The 16611-nt window shown below is 48.2% G+C and carries 9 protein-coding genes and 1 pseudogene; 3 read left to right on the forward strand and 7 right to left on the reverse strand.

Translation table 11 applies throughout. The features are described from left to right. Positions 1–494: 494 nt before the first annotated feature. Positions 495–1373, reverse strand: coding sequence for a carbohydrate ABC transporter permease (locus RB620_RS09565; RefSeq protein WP_308093805.1), 879 nt, complete (start codon positions 1371–1373; stop codon positions 495–497). An 18-nt stretch (positions 1374–1391) separates the two neighbouring features. Beyond that, positions 1392–2351: an ABC transporter permease gene (locus tag RB620_RS09570; protein ID WP_308093807.1), complete on the reverse strand. Its 960-nt coding sequence runs from the start codon at positions 2349–2351 to the stop codon at positions 1392–1394. A gap of 157 nt (positions 2352–2508) precedes the next feature. Between RB620_RS09570 and RB620_RS09575 the strand changes: the two genes are divergently transcribed. Both RB620_RS09575 and RB620_RS09580 read left to right on the forward strand, forming a co-directional pair. Then, entirely contained in the window at positions 2509–4257 is a 1749-nt protein-coding gene (locus RB620_RS09575) for a sensor histidine kinase (RefSeq protein ID WP_308093809.1), read from the forward strand. Further along, the gene (locus RB620_RS09580) at positions 4238–5848 is read left to right on the forward strand and encodes a response regulator (RefSeq protein ID WP_308093811.1); all 1611 of its coding nucleotides are present in this window, start codon (positions 4238–4240) and stop codon (positions 5846–5848) included. Before RB620_RS09575 ends, RB620_RS09580 begins: the two co-directional genes overlap by 20 nt. Positions 5849–5901: 53 nt before the next feature. Here RB620_RS09580 and RB620_RS09585 read toward each other — a convergent pair whose 3' ends face one another. From RB620_RS09585 to RB620_RS09605, 5 genes and pseudogenes are all read right to left on the reverse strand, one after another. Beyond that, complete coding sequence (locus RB620_RS09585) at positions 5902–7596, reverse strand: extracellular solute-binding protein (RefSeq protein WP_308093812.1); 1695 nt, start codon at positions 7594–7596, stop codon at positions 5902–5904. A gap of 548 nt (positions 7597–8144) precedes the next feature. Then, a pseudogene (locus RB620_RS09590) lies at positions 8145–8513 on the reverse strand (ABC transporter permease family protein); the annotation flags it as partial. Positions 8514–8710: 197 nt separating this feature from the next. Continuing rightward, positions 8711–12403, reverse strand: a complete 3693-nt coding sequence (locus tag RB620_RS09595; RefSeq protein WP_308093813.1) for an S-layer homology domain-containing protein — start codon at positions 12401–12403, stop codon at positions 8711–8713. Positions 12404–12699: 296 nt separating this feature from the next. Next, positions 12700–13503: an acyltransferase domain-containing protein gene (locus tag RB620_RS09600; protein WP_308093814.1), complete on the reverse strand. Its 804-nt coding sequence runs from the start codon at positions 13501–13503 to the stop codon at positions 12700–12702. A gap of 175 nt (positions 13504–13678) precedes the next feature. Then, on the reverse strand, positions 13679–15439 hold the full coding sequence (locus RB620_RS09605) for a DUF4091 domain-containing protein (protein ID WP_308093815.1): 1761 nt from the start codon (positions 15437–15439) through the stop codon (positions 13679–13681). Between the two features lie 154 nt (positions 15440–15593). Between RB620_RS09605 and RB620_RS09610 the strand changes: the two genes are divergently transcribed. Continuing rightward, the gene (locus RB620_RS09610) at positions 15594–16445 is read left to right on the forward strand and encodes an AraC family transcriptional regulator (protein WP_308093816.1); all 852 of its coding nucleotides are present in this window, start codon (positions 15594–15596) and stop codon (positions 16443–16445) included. The last annotated feature ends 166 nt before the right edge of the window (positions 16446–16611 follow it).

Here is a 16611-nt window from a genome sequence, read left to right on the forward strand (position 1 = left end):
TGGACTGGCTTAAAGTCAGCCTGGAGATCTCCAAGGTTCTCGGATTTAACGATGGGATTGTCGAGACCGAAAACCTCGCGATCCCGGCTCTGTCTACGAATGCGTCTCCGCGCAGCACGGATTGCATAACCCCGGGAAAGCGATCAAGAAATAGTTTTTCTCCGTTCAAAGCCTTTAATGGCAGGCAAATCCTCGTCTTTACACCGGGCAATATGCCATAATGAACCGAAATCGATCGGTCAACCCTATCGATAAATGAAAACAAAACGACGAGCACATCATGCGATTCATGATAAATGTCAGCTGATAAATATCCGTATTCTTTCCAGGCGATAGTCGTTATCGACTTCGCGTCCAATTGGACACTTCCCCCTTCCGGTGAAGCACGTATGCGAAATCCGTTTGCTTCCAGCAATTCTATCCTTGTGCTATCACTGCTATGAAAAAGCTTGGCCGGTAATTCGTAATTTTCCACGAACAAATCAGCTCCCTAATTATTCTTTCACTGCACCGAGCACAATACCTTTGACGAAATACTTCTGCAGGAACGGATACACCAGCAGGATCGGTAGCGCTCCGATGAAAATTTGCGACGCTTTAACCGTACGCTGGGACAGGTTTTCCATGTCCTTCGGATTGATGCTCATCTTACTGAAATCCTGTTGGACGACGACGGTTTGCAGAAATGTCGCAAGCGGATAATTTTTGGTATCTAGCATGTAGATAAGCCCGTCAAACCAGGAATTCCAATGGCCGACCAATGTGAAAAGCGTTATTGTCGCCAAAGCGGGCATGGAGACCGGCAAATGGACGCTGAATAAAATGCGGAAAAGCCCCGCTCCGTCGATTAGCGCCGCCTCCTCCAGTTCCACCGGGATTGTACGGAAGAAGTTCATTAGAAGGATCAGGTTGTAGACGCTCAAAGCTGCTGGAAGCACAAGCGCCCATATCGTATTAATGAGATTCAACTCCGAAATCAGAATATAGCCCGGCACCAACCCTCCAGAGAACAGCATCGTGAAGACGAAAAACCACATATATACATTGCGGGATTTGAATGCTGCGGTTCGCTTGGACAGTGAGTATCCCGCAAAAATGATAACAGCCATGCCGATCGCGGTTCCGAGCACCGTACGATATACGGAGTAAAACAACGCCCTGACAAACGCGGGATTGTCGATCGTTTTCTCATATGCTTCCAAAGTGAAATCTACGGGCCAAAGATTGATTATATTGGCACTCGCTGCTGATTTGCCGCTGAACGACACCGCCAGCACGTGTATAAGCGGTAGAATGCATAACAAGGACAGTACAATAAGAAACACATGGTTAAATATGCTGAACGTTCTATAGCCGGTTGTTTTAAAATACATATTCTATCCCCCTCAATCTTAGAAAATCCGATAGTTGCCCAATCGATACGCGAGCCGGTACGATACGATGATCAGGATAAAGCTGATAATGGATTTGAATAGCCCGACCGCTGTGGCAAAGCTGAAGTCACCCTTAAGCATAGCGGAACGATACACGAACGTATCGATGACATCTCCTTTGTTATAGACCAGAGGATTGTACAAGTTGAAAATTTGGTCGAAGCCAGCGTTGAGTACGTTCCCGAGTTGAAGCGTCGCCACCACGACGATAATCGGCAGCATAGCCGGCATCGTCACATTGATCGTTTGCTGCAGACGAGTTGCGCCGTCGACTTCAGCCGCCTCGTACAGCGACGGATTCACCCCTGCGATTGCTGCAAGATATATAATCATCGCAAACCCGAATTCCTTCCATATATCACTGACGACGACAACGAACCGGAACCAATCTCCATCGCCGAGGAAGAAGATCGGCTGCATGTCGAACCAATCGACAAGCATCCTATTGACAATACCGCCTTTCACGGACAAGAGATCGATCAGAATACCGCCCAAGATAACCCACGATAGAAAATGGGGAAGATAGACAAGCGTTTGAATGCTTCTTTTGATACCAGATTTTCGGATTTCATTGAGCAGCAGTGCGATGACAATCGGCACGAATAACCCGAATACGATCTTTAATACCGAGATGATCAGTGTATTCCATATGACCTGAACCGATTCGTCGAACATAAACAGTGACTCGAAATGCTTGAAGCCTACCCATTCCGATTGAAAAAATCCGAGCCATGGTTTATAGTCCTGAAAGGCCATAACTAGACCGAATATAGGCAAATAATGAAACACAATGGCGATAACTGTCGCTGGTAAAACGAGCAGGTGAAGCGGCCATGTTATCCTCAATCCCCTTCTCCATTTTGACTCTCGTTTGATCGCTGCAGGCTGCCCCAGCGATGCTTGAAGTCCGCTTTTCATACAAAAATACTCCTCTCTGCGATTACCGTAATTGCACTTTGGTCAGCTTCTGATACTATTATAGCAACGAGATTTCACCAGACCTATGATAAGGTTTTAACATCTATAACCCCAATGATAACCTCTTGCGGTAAACTCCTATTAGGTGGTGTTTGGCATGGTAAAATATAAAGTGTTCCAAAGACTGTTGCTTATGCTGGCTTTTTTGTTTGTCCCGGCCACAATCTTATTTGCCTTTGCAAACCAAACAAGTAAGGACGTAGTGACGAAAACGCTTGAAAACTCTGCCGCGAAGCAGATGGAATTTACGATGCAACAGATGGAGCAATCGCTTCGGCAGCTGGAGAAGCAGACACTCCTGCTAGCGAATGATACTACGATTAAATCTTATGCGAGCTCCTGGGAATTTCCCGAATACTTGAACCACTTACTGATGCGCAAGACGATTGAAGAAAAGCTTGAGCTGCAAAGCCAAGCTGAACCGCTCATCCATGAACTGACCGTCTATTGGCCTGTCATTCAAGAGGCGATATCGACCTCTAAAACGGTCAAATATAATCAGAACGAGTTGGTGAACAAACCGAAGAATCAATGGTATGCACAGAAAACCAACGGCCTTCTTACTTTTCATCTATTAATGACGAACCCGTCGATTATCGCCGCCGATTCCAGCCACATCACCTCGATAGTCGAGACAACTATTTCCAGTAAGTATTTGCGCTCCGTGCTTAAAGGGCTCGATAAGACCGGCAACGGCAATTCGTTTTTTTATTTCTCCGAGGGTGATCTGATCGGTAATGCGGATGTTGATCCGGCCTTATTTGAGCTTTTTCTGAATGAGGAGGAAAACGTGCTTGACGGAAACATTTCGGATCATCCAAAGCTGACCGTGTTTGAGATCGGAGGCGTCGAATATTTGGTGCAATCGATGAAAAGCCCTTCCCTTGGAGGCACGTTATTCAGTTATATTAAGCTCGGCGAATTTCTTAATCCGCTGCAGAAAGTAAATTTGCTCGTAAATGGCAGTCTGTTCTTCCTTCTAATATCGGGAATTACGATTTCCTTGATGTTCTACAGGCAATTTCGCATGCCCTTCGGCTATTTGATGCGTAAAATTGAAAATTTGGGGAGAGGCGATTACGGCAGCAGGGCCACGCTGAAGACAAAAACCGAATTCGATTATTTGTTCGACCGGTTCAACGAGATGGCTTCACGGATTCAGTCGTTGATCGAAAACGTATACGAGGAGAAAGTCCGAACGAGAGAAGCTGAATATAAGCATTTACAGTCACAGATCAATCCCCATTTTTTATATAACTGCTTGTTCTACATTGTCAGCATGGCGAATAAATCGCCTGGCGCCGTCATTTCCATGGCCAAAAATTTATCCGATTTCTACCGCTACATCACCCTCAAAGCGGGAGAAACCACGACATTGGCGGATGAGATCCGGTTGATCGAAAGCTATCTGGAGGTGCAGTCTCTGCGGAATACGCGATTAACCTACTCGATCGAAATTCCGACCGCTATGCTGGGACTGCCCGTTCCAAGTCTGCTTCTGCAGCCGATCGTGGAAAACGCAGTTGTGCACGGCATCGAGCAGAAACGAGATGCAGGAAAGATTCATATCCACGGAGCGATCAACGGCAGCCAATACATCATCAACATCGATGATGATGGAGAGGGGCTGTGTGAAGAGGATTTAAAATCGCTCTATGACCGCGTGCAGGCCAACTATCAGAATACCGATGAGATGGGCTGCGGACTTCGAAACGTCCATCACCGGCTGATGAATCGATACGGCAAGCCATCCGGGCTGTCTTTTTCCATTAACGAATGGGGCGGCTTCCGCGTTGCACTTCAAATTCTGAACAAGGAGAATTTCAATGAACGTATTACTGGTTGATGACGAGGACTACGTCCTCGATTATTTGGAGACCGAGATCCAGTGGAAGACCCTCGGCATATCAAACGTATACCGTGCCGGCTCGGCCAAGGAAGCGCTTGACGTCGTCAAAAAAGTCCCTGTCGCAATAGTCATAACGGATATTCGCATGCCCGAACGGAGCGGACTGGAGCTGCTCTCGTCGCTTCAGCGGCATCATCGGGACACGAAAGTGATCTTGTTATCCGGTCACTCCGACTTTTCGTACGCGGTGAAGGCGCTGCAGTTGGGTGCTTCCGACTATTTGTTGAAGCCCGTTACGGAAGACGAGGTGCTCCTCAGCTTGAAGAAGGTGTTCGCAAAAATCGAGGAGGAAAAGCGGCAGATACGGAGTCTGAAAGCTGCAAGCGACGTCTTGAATCTCGGGATTGGCCGAATGCGGGAGCATTTGTTGTTCGATCTTCTGCTCGGTAAGAAATATAACGCCGAGGAATTAAGGCGCCACCTTCAAGCCCTCCACCTGCAGTTCGAGCCGGAAACGGATTGCGTGCTTGCCTTGATTCGGATCGAGACGGGTACGGAAGATATGACGCGAGAGGATTATGAATTACTCAACTTTGCGTTGCTTAATGTGGCGGAAGAGATTTTTTTCGGGCGAATCGGGGACAAGCCTTCCATTTGGTCCTGCAAAGATGACAATCAATTCATCGTTGTATTACTGCCTTGTGATGTTGTAGTCGACCACAGGGAGCTTAACGTCCAAATCAATAAACTGAAGCAAGCGGTTCAAATCTATATGAAACGAACGGTCTCCATCTTGTTGTCAGAACCATTCGTGTTTCAGTACGAGCTTCACCGCCAATATTTGAAGGCTATCAACGTTTTCTGGCGGTCGGTGGGAACGCGCTATGGTGTGATGCTTGACATGAATGACTTGAGGAACCCTGAGCCGGGAGACTCAATAAAACCTCTAACAAGGCTTTACCAATCGCCGACCATGCTGCAGTTGATGGATTCCGACCGCTGGGAGGAAGTTAACGGCAAGCTCGATTACATCTTGGAAGAGCTAGATATGCCGGATTTCCGAACGCAGCATCATCTGATGGAAGCGGTTTATTATTTACTTAGCTGCTTCTCCTATATTGCGCACAAGCAGGGGGATTCATTTGCCGAAATGATCAATTCCTTTTCTTTGCAGCGCAAATCGTATTACTTCCAACGCACCGAGCAAATCAAGGAATGGGCTCTTCCGCTAATCGTACAGTTTAAGCGTTCGCTGCAGGAGATATCGCCGAACCGCAACCACATTATCCGGGAAATTCACGACTTTATCGAAGAGCACCTGCAGATGGATGTGTCTATGACACGCCTCGGGGAGCACGTCTACCTTCATCCGGTTTACCTCTCCCGCCTATATAAAAAAGAAACCGGTGAGAGCTTGTCTGCTTATATCTCCAGGATCCGAATGGAAAAAGCGGCGCGTCTACTCGAGACGACCAATATGAAGGTTGCTGACGTGGCTAAGGAGGTCGGGTACCAGAAAACACAGTATTTTATTTATATTTTTAAGGAATTTTACGGCTGCACGCCGAAAAACTTCCGCAATCGATAGAAAGGCAGCCGAGAATGCATTTCTGCACGCCCGGCTGCCTTGCTTTCCTTCCGTTACGGGTTTACGCTCTTATACCACTTATTTACTTCCTGATCGATTTTATCGCCGCCCTTACTCTTCCAATCGGTCACGAAGGTATCGAATTTATCCAGCGGTTCATTACCATATATGATTTTAACGAACGTCTCCAGTTCCATTGTTTTGAGATTGTCGCCATTACTCCGCATCGTTTCCGTCGGAGCGCCGAGGAATTCCGTCGGTGCGTTGATATCGCTCATCTGGTAATTCAAGGCCCCTGCGCGAATCTGCTCCGGATCTTGGATCGATATTCCTTTATGTGCCCTGCTCTTCACTTCATTGCCATTGAAGAGGTAATCATAGGTGGCAGATTCCTGGAATGGAATCTTTGGCGTGTTCCAGAATAGGTTGTACTTGTCCGGCGAAGGAGCTTTTTCAAGCGGTGTCGGGAATTTCGTCGAGTCATAGACCGGTTGGCCGTCCACGAGCGCATAGTCGTAGCCTTCGAAGAAACCGTTCTTGAAGTCTCCCGTTTCAAATTCAAGGTCGTAAATTTTATCGAAATAAGCGAAGAACGCATCCATATGTTTGAAATCTTTGTTAAACATCATGACTTTGCCTTCATTCACAAGCCCTGTGAAACGTGCTGACTTGCCATCCGGCCCCACAGGAAGTTTATACGCTCTAAGTTTAGCATTCGGATTTGTGGCCTTGGTATCTCCCAACGGCCAGCCATATGCCCAATACGGCGCAGCGATCATGCCGGATTTGCCCTGAATAAAGCTCTCGGTCGCTTTCACTTCATCAAGTACAGCCAGTTCCGGATCCAAATAGCCTTTCGAATACCACTCATGCAACTTTCCCAAGCCTGTCTTAATCTCAGGTTGTACGGAGCCATATTTTAACGTGCCATCTTCATCCTTCTGCCAAGTCCCAGGAATATATTTGCCGGTAAAGGCACCGAACACGAAGCTGGCGTCGGACATCCAGTTCGAGAAATTGTTACGGCCTGCAAAGCTGAAACCAAACGTATCTTTTTTGCCGTTGCCGTCTGGATCTTGATTTGTAAAGGCATCCATGACAGTTTCAAACTCTTCAATTGTCGTCGGCTCTTTTAAATTCAGCTTCTCGAGCCAATCCTGGCGCACCCATAGAAGAGGGTTCGTACCGTCTCCGGCAGCGAAAATCGGAAGTCCGAGCAATTGATCGCCTTTTCTCACTTGATTCATGGCATCGGAATTATCCGCATAAATTTTCTTTATTCGCTCGCTCGCATATTTTTCGAAATCCGCCCCGATGTCCTTTACCTTTCCGGATTGGATCAGGTCAGCGATCAGATTAATGTCCTGGACGATAAATACGTCAGGCAGCTGATCTGCCGTCGTTAACGAAAGCCGGAGCTTCGTATGGTAAGCGCCGTTGTCGGCAGTGTTCCAAAGGTCTTTGAACTCAATACCGAGCTTTTCCTTCGCCCATTTGTTGTGCACGTTATTATTGATGTCTTCTCCGTTAATGAACTTGTAGTCGGTTCCTACCGGGCGAGCAGTTGTGATCGTAACCGGCGGATCGAATTTGCCGTCGTCATTCTGCGCGGTTTGCTCCTTCTGTGCGGTATTGTCCGGCGTGTTCGTTGTCTCATCGGTTTTTGCATTACCACTCCCATTTGAACATCCGACAACGGTTGTCAGGACGAGCGCAAGCATCAGCGAAACCCATTTCTTTTTTTTCATTTTTTTTCCCCTCTCTTCAACTTATGCTACGGCTTTATCTTAACAAACGGCACGAATAGCGTACATGCCCCGATTTTAACAATCATAACCACGAAATTAGCGACTTTTACTAGGCTTTAGAATTTAAATCAATTCATCATCCTCGCCTAATATGACCGCAAACCATTCGGATCATCCCTCGGCAATCGTCCTATTTTGACTATCGTGCTAAAAAAAGGCTGCTGATACGATCCACAGTTGGAAATTAATGAAAAGACTATCAATCTAAGCTGATATATGTCTTAAGCAATTATGGTGGATTGAGAGCATCGTTCGAATTCAAATTCAATTTTTTCTATCGAAATCCTTATGAATCGGGTGCAATGCTCAGTCCAAGTTAATTCCACCTATAATTAGTAATCGACCATATGTAAGTATGTCATGTTAGTAAAAAGGCATTTAGTATGATCCGGAACCTTCCTCCGCCTAACTCCCGCATTTCCGTATGTTCGCCGCAACGAAACAAATCTGGCTTCATGTTCAACATGTCCACCATAATCCACTCCCTCCTATTCTTTTACGGCGCCAAGCACGATTCCCTTGACGAAATACTTTTGCAGGAACGGGTACACCAGCAGGATCGGCAGCGCGCCGATAAAAATTTGCGCCGCTTTGACCGTCCGCTGCGACAGGTTTTCCATATCCTCGGGGTTAATGCTCATTTTGCTGAAATCCTGCTGGACGACGACGGTCTGCAGGAACGTGGCGAGCGGATAGTTTTTTGTATCCATCATATAGATCAGCCCTTCGAACCAGGAATTCCAGCTCAGTGCGCCCGGCAGCACAAGCGTCCAGATCGAATCGATGAGATGCAGCTCGGTTATGAGAATATAGCCGGGCACCAAGCCGCCGTAGAACAGCATCGTAAAGACGAATAAAATCGACGGTTAACGGGTCATCGAACTGCTCAGCGAATGAATGGACGAAATGATCAAACTTTTGTCTGAAGACGGGATCCGTTAAATAAGGCGTCTTGAAATTGGCATTCGACTGCGGTGCATACCCCGCCGCACCTTCGGAATATTTGAAAGGGAGAAGTGACGGGACCGCCCCATCACTTCTCCCTCGAATAACGCTATTTGTTCATCAAGTTCCATATCGCTTGCGCAGCTTCCGCCCGCGTCAGAGTCCCAGACGGCGCGAAGCGCCCCTGTCCTCTGCCCTGCAGCAAGCCCGCTTCAAGCGCGCCGTTCACCGCATTTCTCGCCCATGGCGAGACGGTTGCTATATCGGCATAGGCTTGCATCGAATCGGATTCCGGAAGCGTTAAGCCGACTTTATAAATGTAGGCTCTTGCGAGAACAACCGCCATTTGCTCGCGCGTTATAGCTTCCTCGGGCATAAATTCGTTTGAGGATTTGCCTTGAACCAGGCCGGCCTCGTAAGCGGCCGCGACGGAATCCGCGTACCAGGCTTCCGCGTCGACATCAACGAACGGGCTTGCGGAACCGTCGCTCTCGAGCTTCAGCGCTCTTGCCGCCAAGCTCGCGAATTCGGCTCGCGTCACTGGGTCGCCGGGATTAAACATCCTCTCCGTCACGCCGTTCACGAGATGTTTGGCTGCCAAGATCTGAAGCGTGCGGAACGCCCAATGCTCGGAGGCTACGTCTACGAACGCTCGATTGAGCTCAAATGCCGCATAGGAGCTGAAATGATCCAATTCCGCGAGAAGCCCTCCATTCGTTCGGTCAATCTCCCCGCCGACGTACTCCCACGCCTTTGTTACTTCATTATGATAATAGAGTCCGAGCAGCTCTTCGTCCGTACCGGCTTCGTCATATTCGAATACGGCTTCTACCGGCTCACTGAAGGCCGTTAGCACATGCTCCTTGCCGTCCGCGGTTTTCAAGTATAGACGGAAATCGTATAGACCGCTCCTTGGCCGCATATCCTCGTCTACCTCCAGCGCTTCTTCCTGCTGTTCGACGCGGATATGGATTCTGGTCTCCGGAAGATCAAGATCTCCCGTAAGCTTCGCAGTCTCCTTTAACACCTTAGCCGGAATCGTCAAGGCGACGTCGGTTGCCTTGACAGTCAGCTCTTCTCCATTCAGAATGTCCGCAATATTCCGCGGCAGCGACATCTCGATTTTGCCTGGCTTCAAGGCTATCGTGACCTCTCCGTCCGCTCCTCGTTGCAGTTCCGCTGCGTTAACAAGCTGGATGGTCGGATTAGGTTTCGGCTCGTCGGTCACCGGACCCGGCACAGGCGGCTGCTCCGTAGTGGCCGCCGCGATTTTGACGTCCAGTTCGGCCATCTTGCCGCCATCCACGGAAGTCAATGTCAGCTTTGCGGCTCCAGCCGCCTTGGCCTTGACGGTCACCTTGCCGCCCTCTACCGTTACGTCGGCGATCGCCGGATCCGCTATTTCCGCGATCACGGACCGGTTAGCGATATTGAACGGGAGCACCACCGCATCGATCGTCTTCTGTTCGCCGATGCTGAGGTCAAGCTTCTGCTCGTCGACGTGGATGCCTACTGCATATTCGCTCAAGCTGAAGTCGTCGCAATAGACCGGAGCGTTGCCGTTCCAGCGGTAGCAGAACACGGCCGCGCTTGTGCTTTCCGGACCGGTCGTGAATTTGAACGTCGCTTCCGAGTAGTCCAGGCTGCCGATATTTCGGATGACCTGGCCCGCTCCGTAGTCCTTGACGCCGATATCCATCTTGTCGAGTGAATCTGTCACTTTGCCATAGGCCGTAAGCACGTAAGTCGTATTCGGACGCAAATTCGATACCTTCTGCTCGAGAGAGCCTTCTAAGCTGTCCACTTGACCGGCCTTCTCCCCGGATCTGGCATGCTCGGTCGTCTCCGCGCTTCCCGTCTTCCAGGAGCCCCACGGCGCTAGTTGCTCGTTCTCGAAGCCGGGATTCCCTATGTGTTTGTTCTCGTATTGGAACACCGGTACGACCTTCACTCGAATCATTTCCCGGAAGTCTCCATCGTTCGATGCGATCGTGAGCGACGCTTCTCCTTCTTCCATAGCTGTAATCCGAACGCTGCCGAAATCACCGGTTGTGTTTACAGCCATCTCATTGTCATTAATCAGCGTAAACGTCTTATCCGTGGCATTAGCCGGAAGGACCCGGATCGGAATTTCTGCGCTTTCGCCGATTTGCAGCACGACTCGCGAATGCTCCGCTTCAATGCCCTCGACTTCAACGACCGGAAGCTGAATGTCAATACCGATACCGTTATAAGCGCCGCGGTTAGGCAGCTCCGTGCCTGACAACGCATTGCCCCAATAATCCAATCCGCCGTTATTGGGAATCAAACGGCCCGTGCCAAGAACAGGCGAGTCTTCCGCCAGCATATAGCCGTCTACCGTATCTCGTCCCAGCGCTCCGCTGCCCGGCAGCGCCAATCTCGGATCCTCGACGCTCTTATTGGCATCCGCCGGCTCGCCGGCCGAATGAACGCCGAATATCGTGTTATGGTCGAATTCGAAGGAAGCGATATTGGACAAGCCCTGCCACTCACCCGCTCCCTCGAGATAAAACAGATTATTGTAGAACGCCGCCGATTTCGTGTAGCCGTCCCAGCTCGAAGCATAGATCGGCTTCGTCGTCGAACCATTCTCCAAATAAATCGTGTTGTTGTAAATTTGCGTATTCGTGGTTGGTCCGGCCAGCTGGAACACCCGCTCCTTGTCGTTCTGGCTAATGTTGTACCGCACGATGCCCCCGGCATTGATAGCTCCCGATGGCTGGCAGATCAGAATGAAGCCGCCGTCGTTGTCATGGCTGTAATTGTACTGCACGATTGTACCGGTCTGACCGTAGTCGATATCAAAGCCTTGGCCGTCGAGCGTCGTATGGCCGTTGTACGCCTCGTTGAACTGGATAATCGTGTTATCCGCGTTCCACGCCCATATGCCAGCATTCACCGTGCCCGAGCGCATATTGAAGCCGCCCACTGTGTTGTATTGCACGATAGCGCCTTCGGTTGCCATCGGGACGATGCCGTCTCCGCCGACGTCCTGCACGAAGTTGTTCTCGATCACCACGTTATGGCTCGGGTACCAATTCGGCGTCCCCGTACAGCCGCTGTCCGGTCTGCACCAATAATCCGAATTGATGTCGATGCCGGTTCGGTCTACCCGGGGGCCGACCGTATTCCCATCAATAAGGATATCGTCGTAGTTAGACGGCACGTCTCCCGCGATCGTCCGGACTTTGATGCCGCTGCTGCCGTTACCGTCCTTCGTGTTGTTGCCGTACACGTCATGCACGTTATTGCCGATGATGTAAATATGATTCAGCGTTCCGGCATCGTCATTAACGATGTAGATGCCATTCTTCTTCGTGCGGCTGTTGATGTCTTCCCGGCTGCCGTCGTCGTTCGTAATTTCCAGATTATGGATTTCCCAGTACTGCTGGTTATATAAATAGACTGCCGCTTCATTACCGTTGCCATTGATGAGCGGAGACGAGTCCGCTTGATCGCCGTAATAGTCGATAACGATGGGCTGATCGGCTTCGCCGTTGCCTTTGGGGTGAAGCGTTCCACTCCATGACTCGCCGCGTTTGAACAAGATCCGGTCACCGGGCTCGAAGGTTTTACTGTTCACTTTATCCAGCGTCTTCCAGGCCCCCCCTGTGCCTGTGCCTTCGCTTGCATCGTTTCCGTTTGATGCATCCACGTAATAATCGGTGCCTTGGTTCTGTGCTTCCCCATGCGCTACCTGACTTGTGCCATTGGTTGTGACTATAAGAATGACCAATAAGCACGCAAGTAAAGCCGAGATGATTCTCATAATACTCGTCATGTCCTCACGCTCCCTTGTTTATTTATTGAAAGCTGCGTATGACGGCAGCAGTTCAACCGCGGCTTTGCTTACCAACTTGTCTATATTGACTTTTTCACTAATATTTTAACGACTGCCTAGCATCTTTTCCCATGCCCCGATTTTAACTTTTACATCCCTTAGATAACCTCTTGTGGCATCACATTCATTGATGAAATAGAAAACGCCGGCACAATCGGCCGGCAGTCTGGTCAAAACCTATTATAATTCTGTACGATTTTCTTCATACCATTCAGATTGTTATACAAATACGGATATTAGAATATTACACCATATCCGTTCCCCAGCTGATTACCAGCCATTAGATAGGCCTTTGCACTTTGCTGTAATGACGTTCGCTCTTCATAAAGCGATGGGTCTTCGCACACGCGGTTGAATATGCGTTCCTCTGCTTGCTTTGCATCGTGGTCCACTTCATAGATGACGAAGTTCTTCTGGAACTTCAGGATGTTTGAAGTCGGCGGCAACACTTCGCTGAGCTGCGGATAGAGCAGCCACGAATGGCATACGAAAGTTGAAGAAATACCTCGGAAGAACGATTTCGCCATCTCGAACGATCGCTCCACGCTTTGCCCATCCAGCGATTCGCCTTCCGGAATATGAACGTTAAGCGCCAGTTCTCCCTTACTTAACTTTCTTCCTTCCGCCTTCACGTCTTGATCCAGCGATATAGGCTGGAATTGCAGCCGGCCTAACCGAAATAACCGTAGTTGAACATGCTCCTGCAGCCACCCGTATTCTTCGATACCATAGACACCGAAATCCTGGTAACATTTCTTGCACCATATTTGCAGATCGGAGAATGTGTCGTAATAAATATCGTCCGATATGCCTCGGCTCCTATATTCTTCATAGGCATCCACCGCAAATCTTGCGAAGAGGGCCAAGAACGTCTCGCGGTAAGAAGGCGATTCCTTCACGCTGTCAAAGAAGGCAAACCTATCGCTAATAAACTGCAGTTTTCGTTGATTATAGCTTTTATCATCGATATGAAACTGATTGATCGTCTGACGGGCTCCCTCATCCAACTGAATACCTTCGCACAATTGATACAAGTTCATTTTGCCGGTCTCCTTCTGATTATTGTATTAAAAGGGATATTAAACCACGTATTTCAATCAACCAAGCTACCATCGTACCGAGTTACAGAACGTATTCGTATTAGCAGATTCATTCGCTTTTAGGCACAGTAGTGCGCTAAGAAGACTCGAGTTCCGTATCCGATTATGCCAATTCTCATAGAGGGCCTCCTTGGACGATTTCTGTAAGAATTTCAGAAATAATATCCTCGTAGTCTTTATCTTCTAGTGAAAAGAGTTCTTCTCTGGTTTTTCTTGCGTTGGGATGAAGCTCATCTATGGATTTCCACAAGAATACTTTCCTCATCAACTGTTCAATCTTCTCCCTGTCTCCACCCTGGTTCAGGTACTTATGGATGATTTCGTAATCGCGAATCCCTTTCTGAAGCAGCTTATACCTCAGGGTGAGCATGGGCTTGCCATCCTTACCGGGATAGACAAAGTTGGTATCGCCTGCTGGATAAATCGGATAATGGTAAGAGATTTTCCGCAGAGGATCATTCGGCCACACCGTGTAATTCCATCGCAAGAAGCCATCCATATTCATGTAGAAGGCTAGCCACGGGATGAGCCTGCTTTCTAGCAAATGAGAGCGAATGAAGGTATTAGGCAACTCAGGTCCGCAGCAGACATAATAGGTCATCTTCCCGTTGATGTTATTTTTCAAGCTCTTAATTTTCTCAAATTCACCCGCGATACAATTCAGGATTGGAACGTAATCCAGAATGCCTTCAATTTCCTGTTCGATGAAAGACGAGTGATTAATGGCAGCTTTATATTTGAAGGAAGGCGCCATCTTCTTCAGCTCGTTAAGGCGTATCGTGAAGAGCTCAATATCAGAGGGCTCGTCTGCGATGACCCTTACTTTGTTGATCCAGCCTTTAGTAATGAAGTTATGCTCTAATGCACGAACATAGGTTTCTAAATCCTTCCTTCGTCTCATGTATTTGTAGACCTGGTTACGCTCATCCCAATATCTGATCCGTACGGCATCCTTGTAATCCTCTATGACTCCGCCGAAGCCGGCATCCTCCAGAACCCAAATATTGATCAGGCCGAACACTTCAATTTCCTGATTAATTCCATACTTCATGCCCAATTCAACATATCGATTCAGTGCTTCGAAATCGAAGGACCACTCGCCATTCTCCAACTTGTTAACTTTGACAATATTATATTCAAACAGGTTCGCGGGATCGATCCGGTCATAGCTGGAGAATTGCCCCGACCATGGGATTTCGGAAACAATAACAGTTAGAGCCTTTTGTCCTAGGTCGGCCAAAGAGGAAATATAGTGCTCCATAAGATCGAAGTGTTCATTGCTCCATAGGGCTAAATCATACTTCCTGGCGATATTGGAATTGTGTTGCCACAGATCCAGGTTAAACGAATAATCCTTTGCATCGCTGAGTGTGGTGTTCATTACCTGTATCTCGAACGTTAACTTTCTGATTAGTGACTCATCCTCGAACATGCGATGTCCGAGCACACTGATTTGAGGCAGATAACGGCCAGGCTCAACATCCTGATCGATCTCAACTTCAATCCAAATGGGCTGTACTCTTCTTCCTTCTACATGGATGAAGGGCTGCTTCAAAATAATATCGGACTTTAACTGCCGATCATCATCCTCCACAAGACCAATCAGATTCGCTGTGATGCTTCCTTTCTTCAAGCCTGGCACATCCACATCCACGCGTACGATGTCGATGGGGCCCCTCTCATAGAAGGCGGCATCCTCATTTACACATACCAGCATTTCCTGTTCGGAATAGACGAGCAACTGAACGGCAGCCCGATCGTTTCTTCCGCACACAAGTGAGATTTCCTTATACTCATCAAAAGGCAGCACGAATTTGTTTAAAACTCCATGAATGTACTTATAGCTAGCATTCTCTAATCCCAGTGAGATATTCATTGCGATCCCTCCAAAGCGTAAAAGTTAGTGACACTTGAATTATAGATCGCTCATGATCGGATCCATATGTATATTCTCCTTGTATATATGGATATTTCACGTATCCTTCTATTTAGCACTATTATGCTAAGATGAATCCGGGAGGATGAACGAGATGAAGTTTAGTAGCATGTACCGGGTGCCGGACGAAGATGACAATGGATGCGTGGACTTAAGTAGCTATTTGCTCGTAAACTCGGTTGGTTTCTATGCGTTTGAAGCCTTCTACAAAATGAGCCATCGCAAGGGAGGACGTAAGGATTTTTACCTTGTCTACAATTCATCAGGCCCCATGACGGTGCGCAGTAAAGGGCAAGATTACATTTTGCAACCGGGCAGTGTGTTCCTCTATCATCCGCACGAGGAGCAATATTTTGGTCATTATGAAGAACAGAAATTCCACTGTTACTGGGTACACTTTACCGGCCGAGGTGTCGCTGAGCTTCTTCAAAACGCCAATTTATTTGAAGAGCGCATTTTCTATATAGGCATTCATCTCGAGGTGGCTAATCTATTCGAAAATATGATGAATGAGGTCCGCGATAAGAAGGCTGGATTCGAGCTTGCTTCTGCCTCGCTTCTCTCTTATTTATGTTCGATGATATCAAGACTGATTCACCAGCGAACGGATATGTATTCCGACAAAAACAGAAAAGAGATTTATGAATCGATTAAGTACATCCACGAGCACTATGCCAAGGACATCTACGTGAAGAATCTTGCCGATATTGCTCATCTGAGCACGGACAGATATACCACTTTATTTAAGAGGATTACGGATACGACACCTCTCCAGTACTTGAACCGGTTCAGATTGCAGAAGGCATGTGATCTGATGAAGCATACCCGCTTGAATATCCAGCAAATCTCAAGCCTTGTGGGCTTCGAGGATCAGCTTTACTTCAGCAGAATGTTCAAAAAGACTTATAATATGTCGCCATCAGAATACCTTGCAAGCTTTAATTAGTATGGCTTCTGCTGACTTCTGTACGTTCAGCTTCCTCTCTCGAGCAAGGTTGCGAAGTTACTTCGCCTTCCGTACACTGCCTTCACCATTCGGGACTTGAACCCTAGAGATAGCGCCCATGCTGGGCGCACTGAAAATCCGGTAGAAGTATGTCGAGCGCATATAC

Origin of the sequence: Paenibacillus sp. LHD-117 (assembly GCF_030929555.1) — a bacterium.
Classification (GTDB): domain Bacteria; phylum Bacillota; class Bacilli; order Paenibacillales; family Paenibacillaceae; genus Pristimantibacillus.

Bases quoted from the DNA above. Each gene is read 5' to 3' on its own strand.
- RB620_RS09565 (WP_308093805.1), bottom strand. From the start codon at position 1,373: ATGTATTTTAAAACAACCGGCTATAGAACGTTCAGCATATTTAACCAT.
- RB620_RS09575 (WP_308093809.1), top strand. From the start codon at position 2,509: ATGGTAAAATATAAAGTGTTCCAAAGACTGTTGCTTATGCTGGCTTTT.
- RB620_RS09600 (WP_308093814.1), bottom strand. From the start codon at position 13,503: ATGAACTTGTATCAATTGTGCGAAGGTATTCAGTTGGATGAGGGAGCC.
- RB620_RS09585 (WP_308093812.1), bottom strand. From the start codon at position 7,596: ATGAAAAAAAAGAAATGGGTTTCGCTGATGCTTGCGCTCGTCCTGACA.
- RB620_RS09605 (WP_308093815.1), bottom strand. From the start codon at position 15,439: ATGAATATCTCACTGGGATTAGAGAATGCTAGCTATAAGTACATTCAT.
- RB620_RS09610 (WP_308093816.1), top strand. From the start codon at position 15,594: ATGAAGTTTAGTAGCATGTACCGGGTGCCGGACGAAGATGACAATGGA.
- RB620_RS09570 (WP_308093807.1), bottom strand. From the start codon at position 2,351: ATGAAAAGCGGACTTCAAGCATCGCTGGGGCAGCCTGCAGCGATCAAA.
- RB620_RS09580 (WP_308093811.1), top strand. From the start codon at position 4,238: ATGAACGTATTACTGGTTGATGACGAGGACTACGTCCTCGATTATTTG.
- RB620_RS09595 (WP_308093813.1), bottom strand. From the start codon at position 12,403: ATGACGAGTATTATGAGAATCATCTCGGCTTTACTTGCGTGCTTATTG.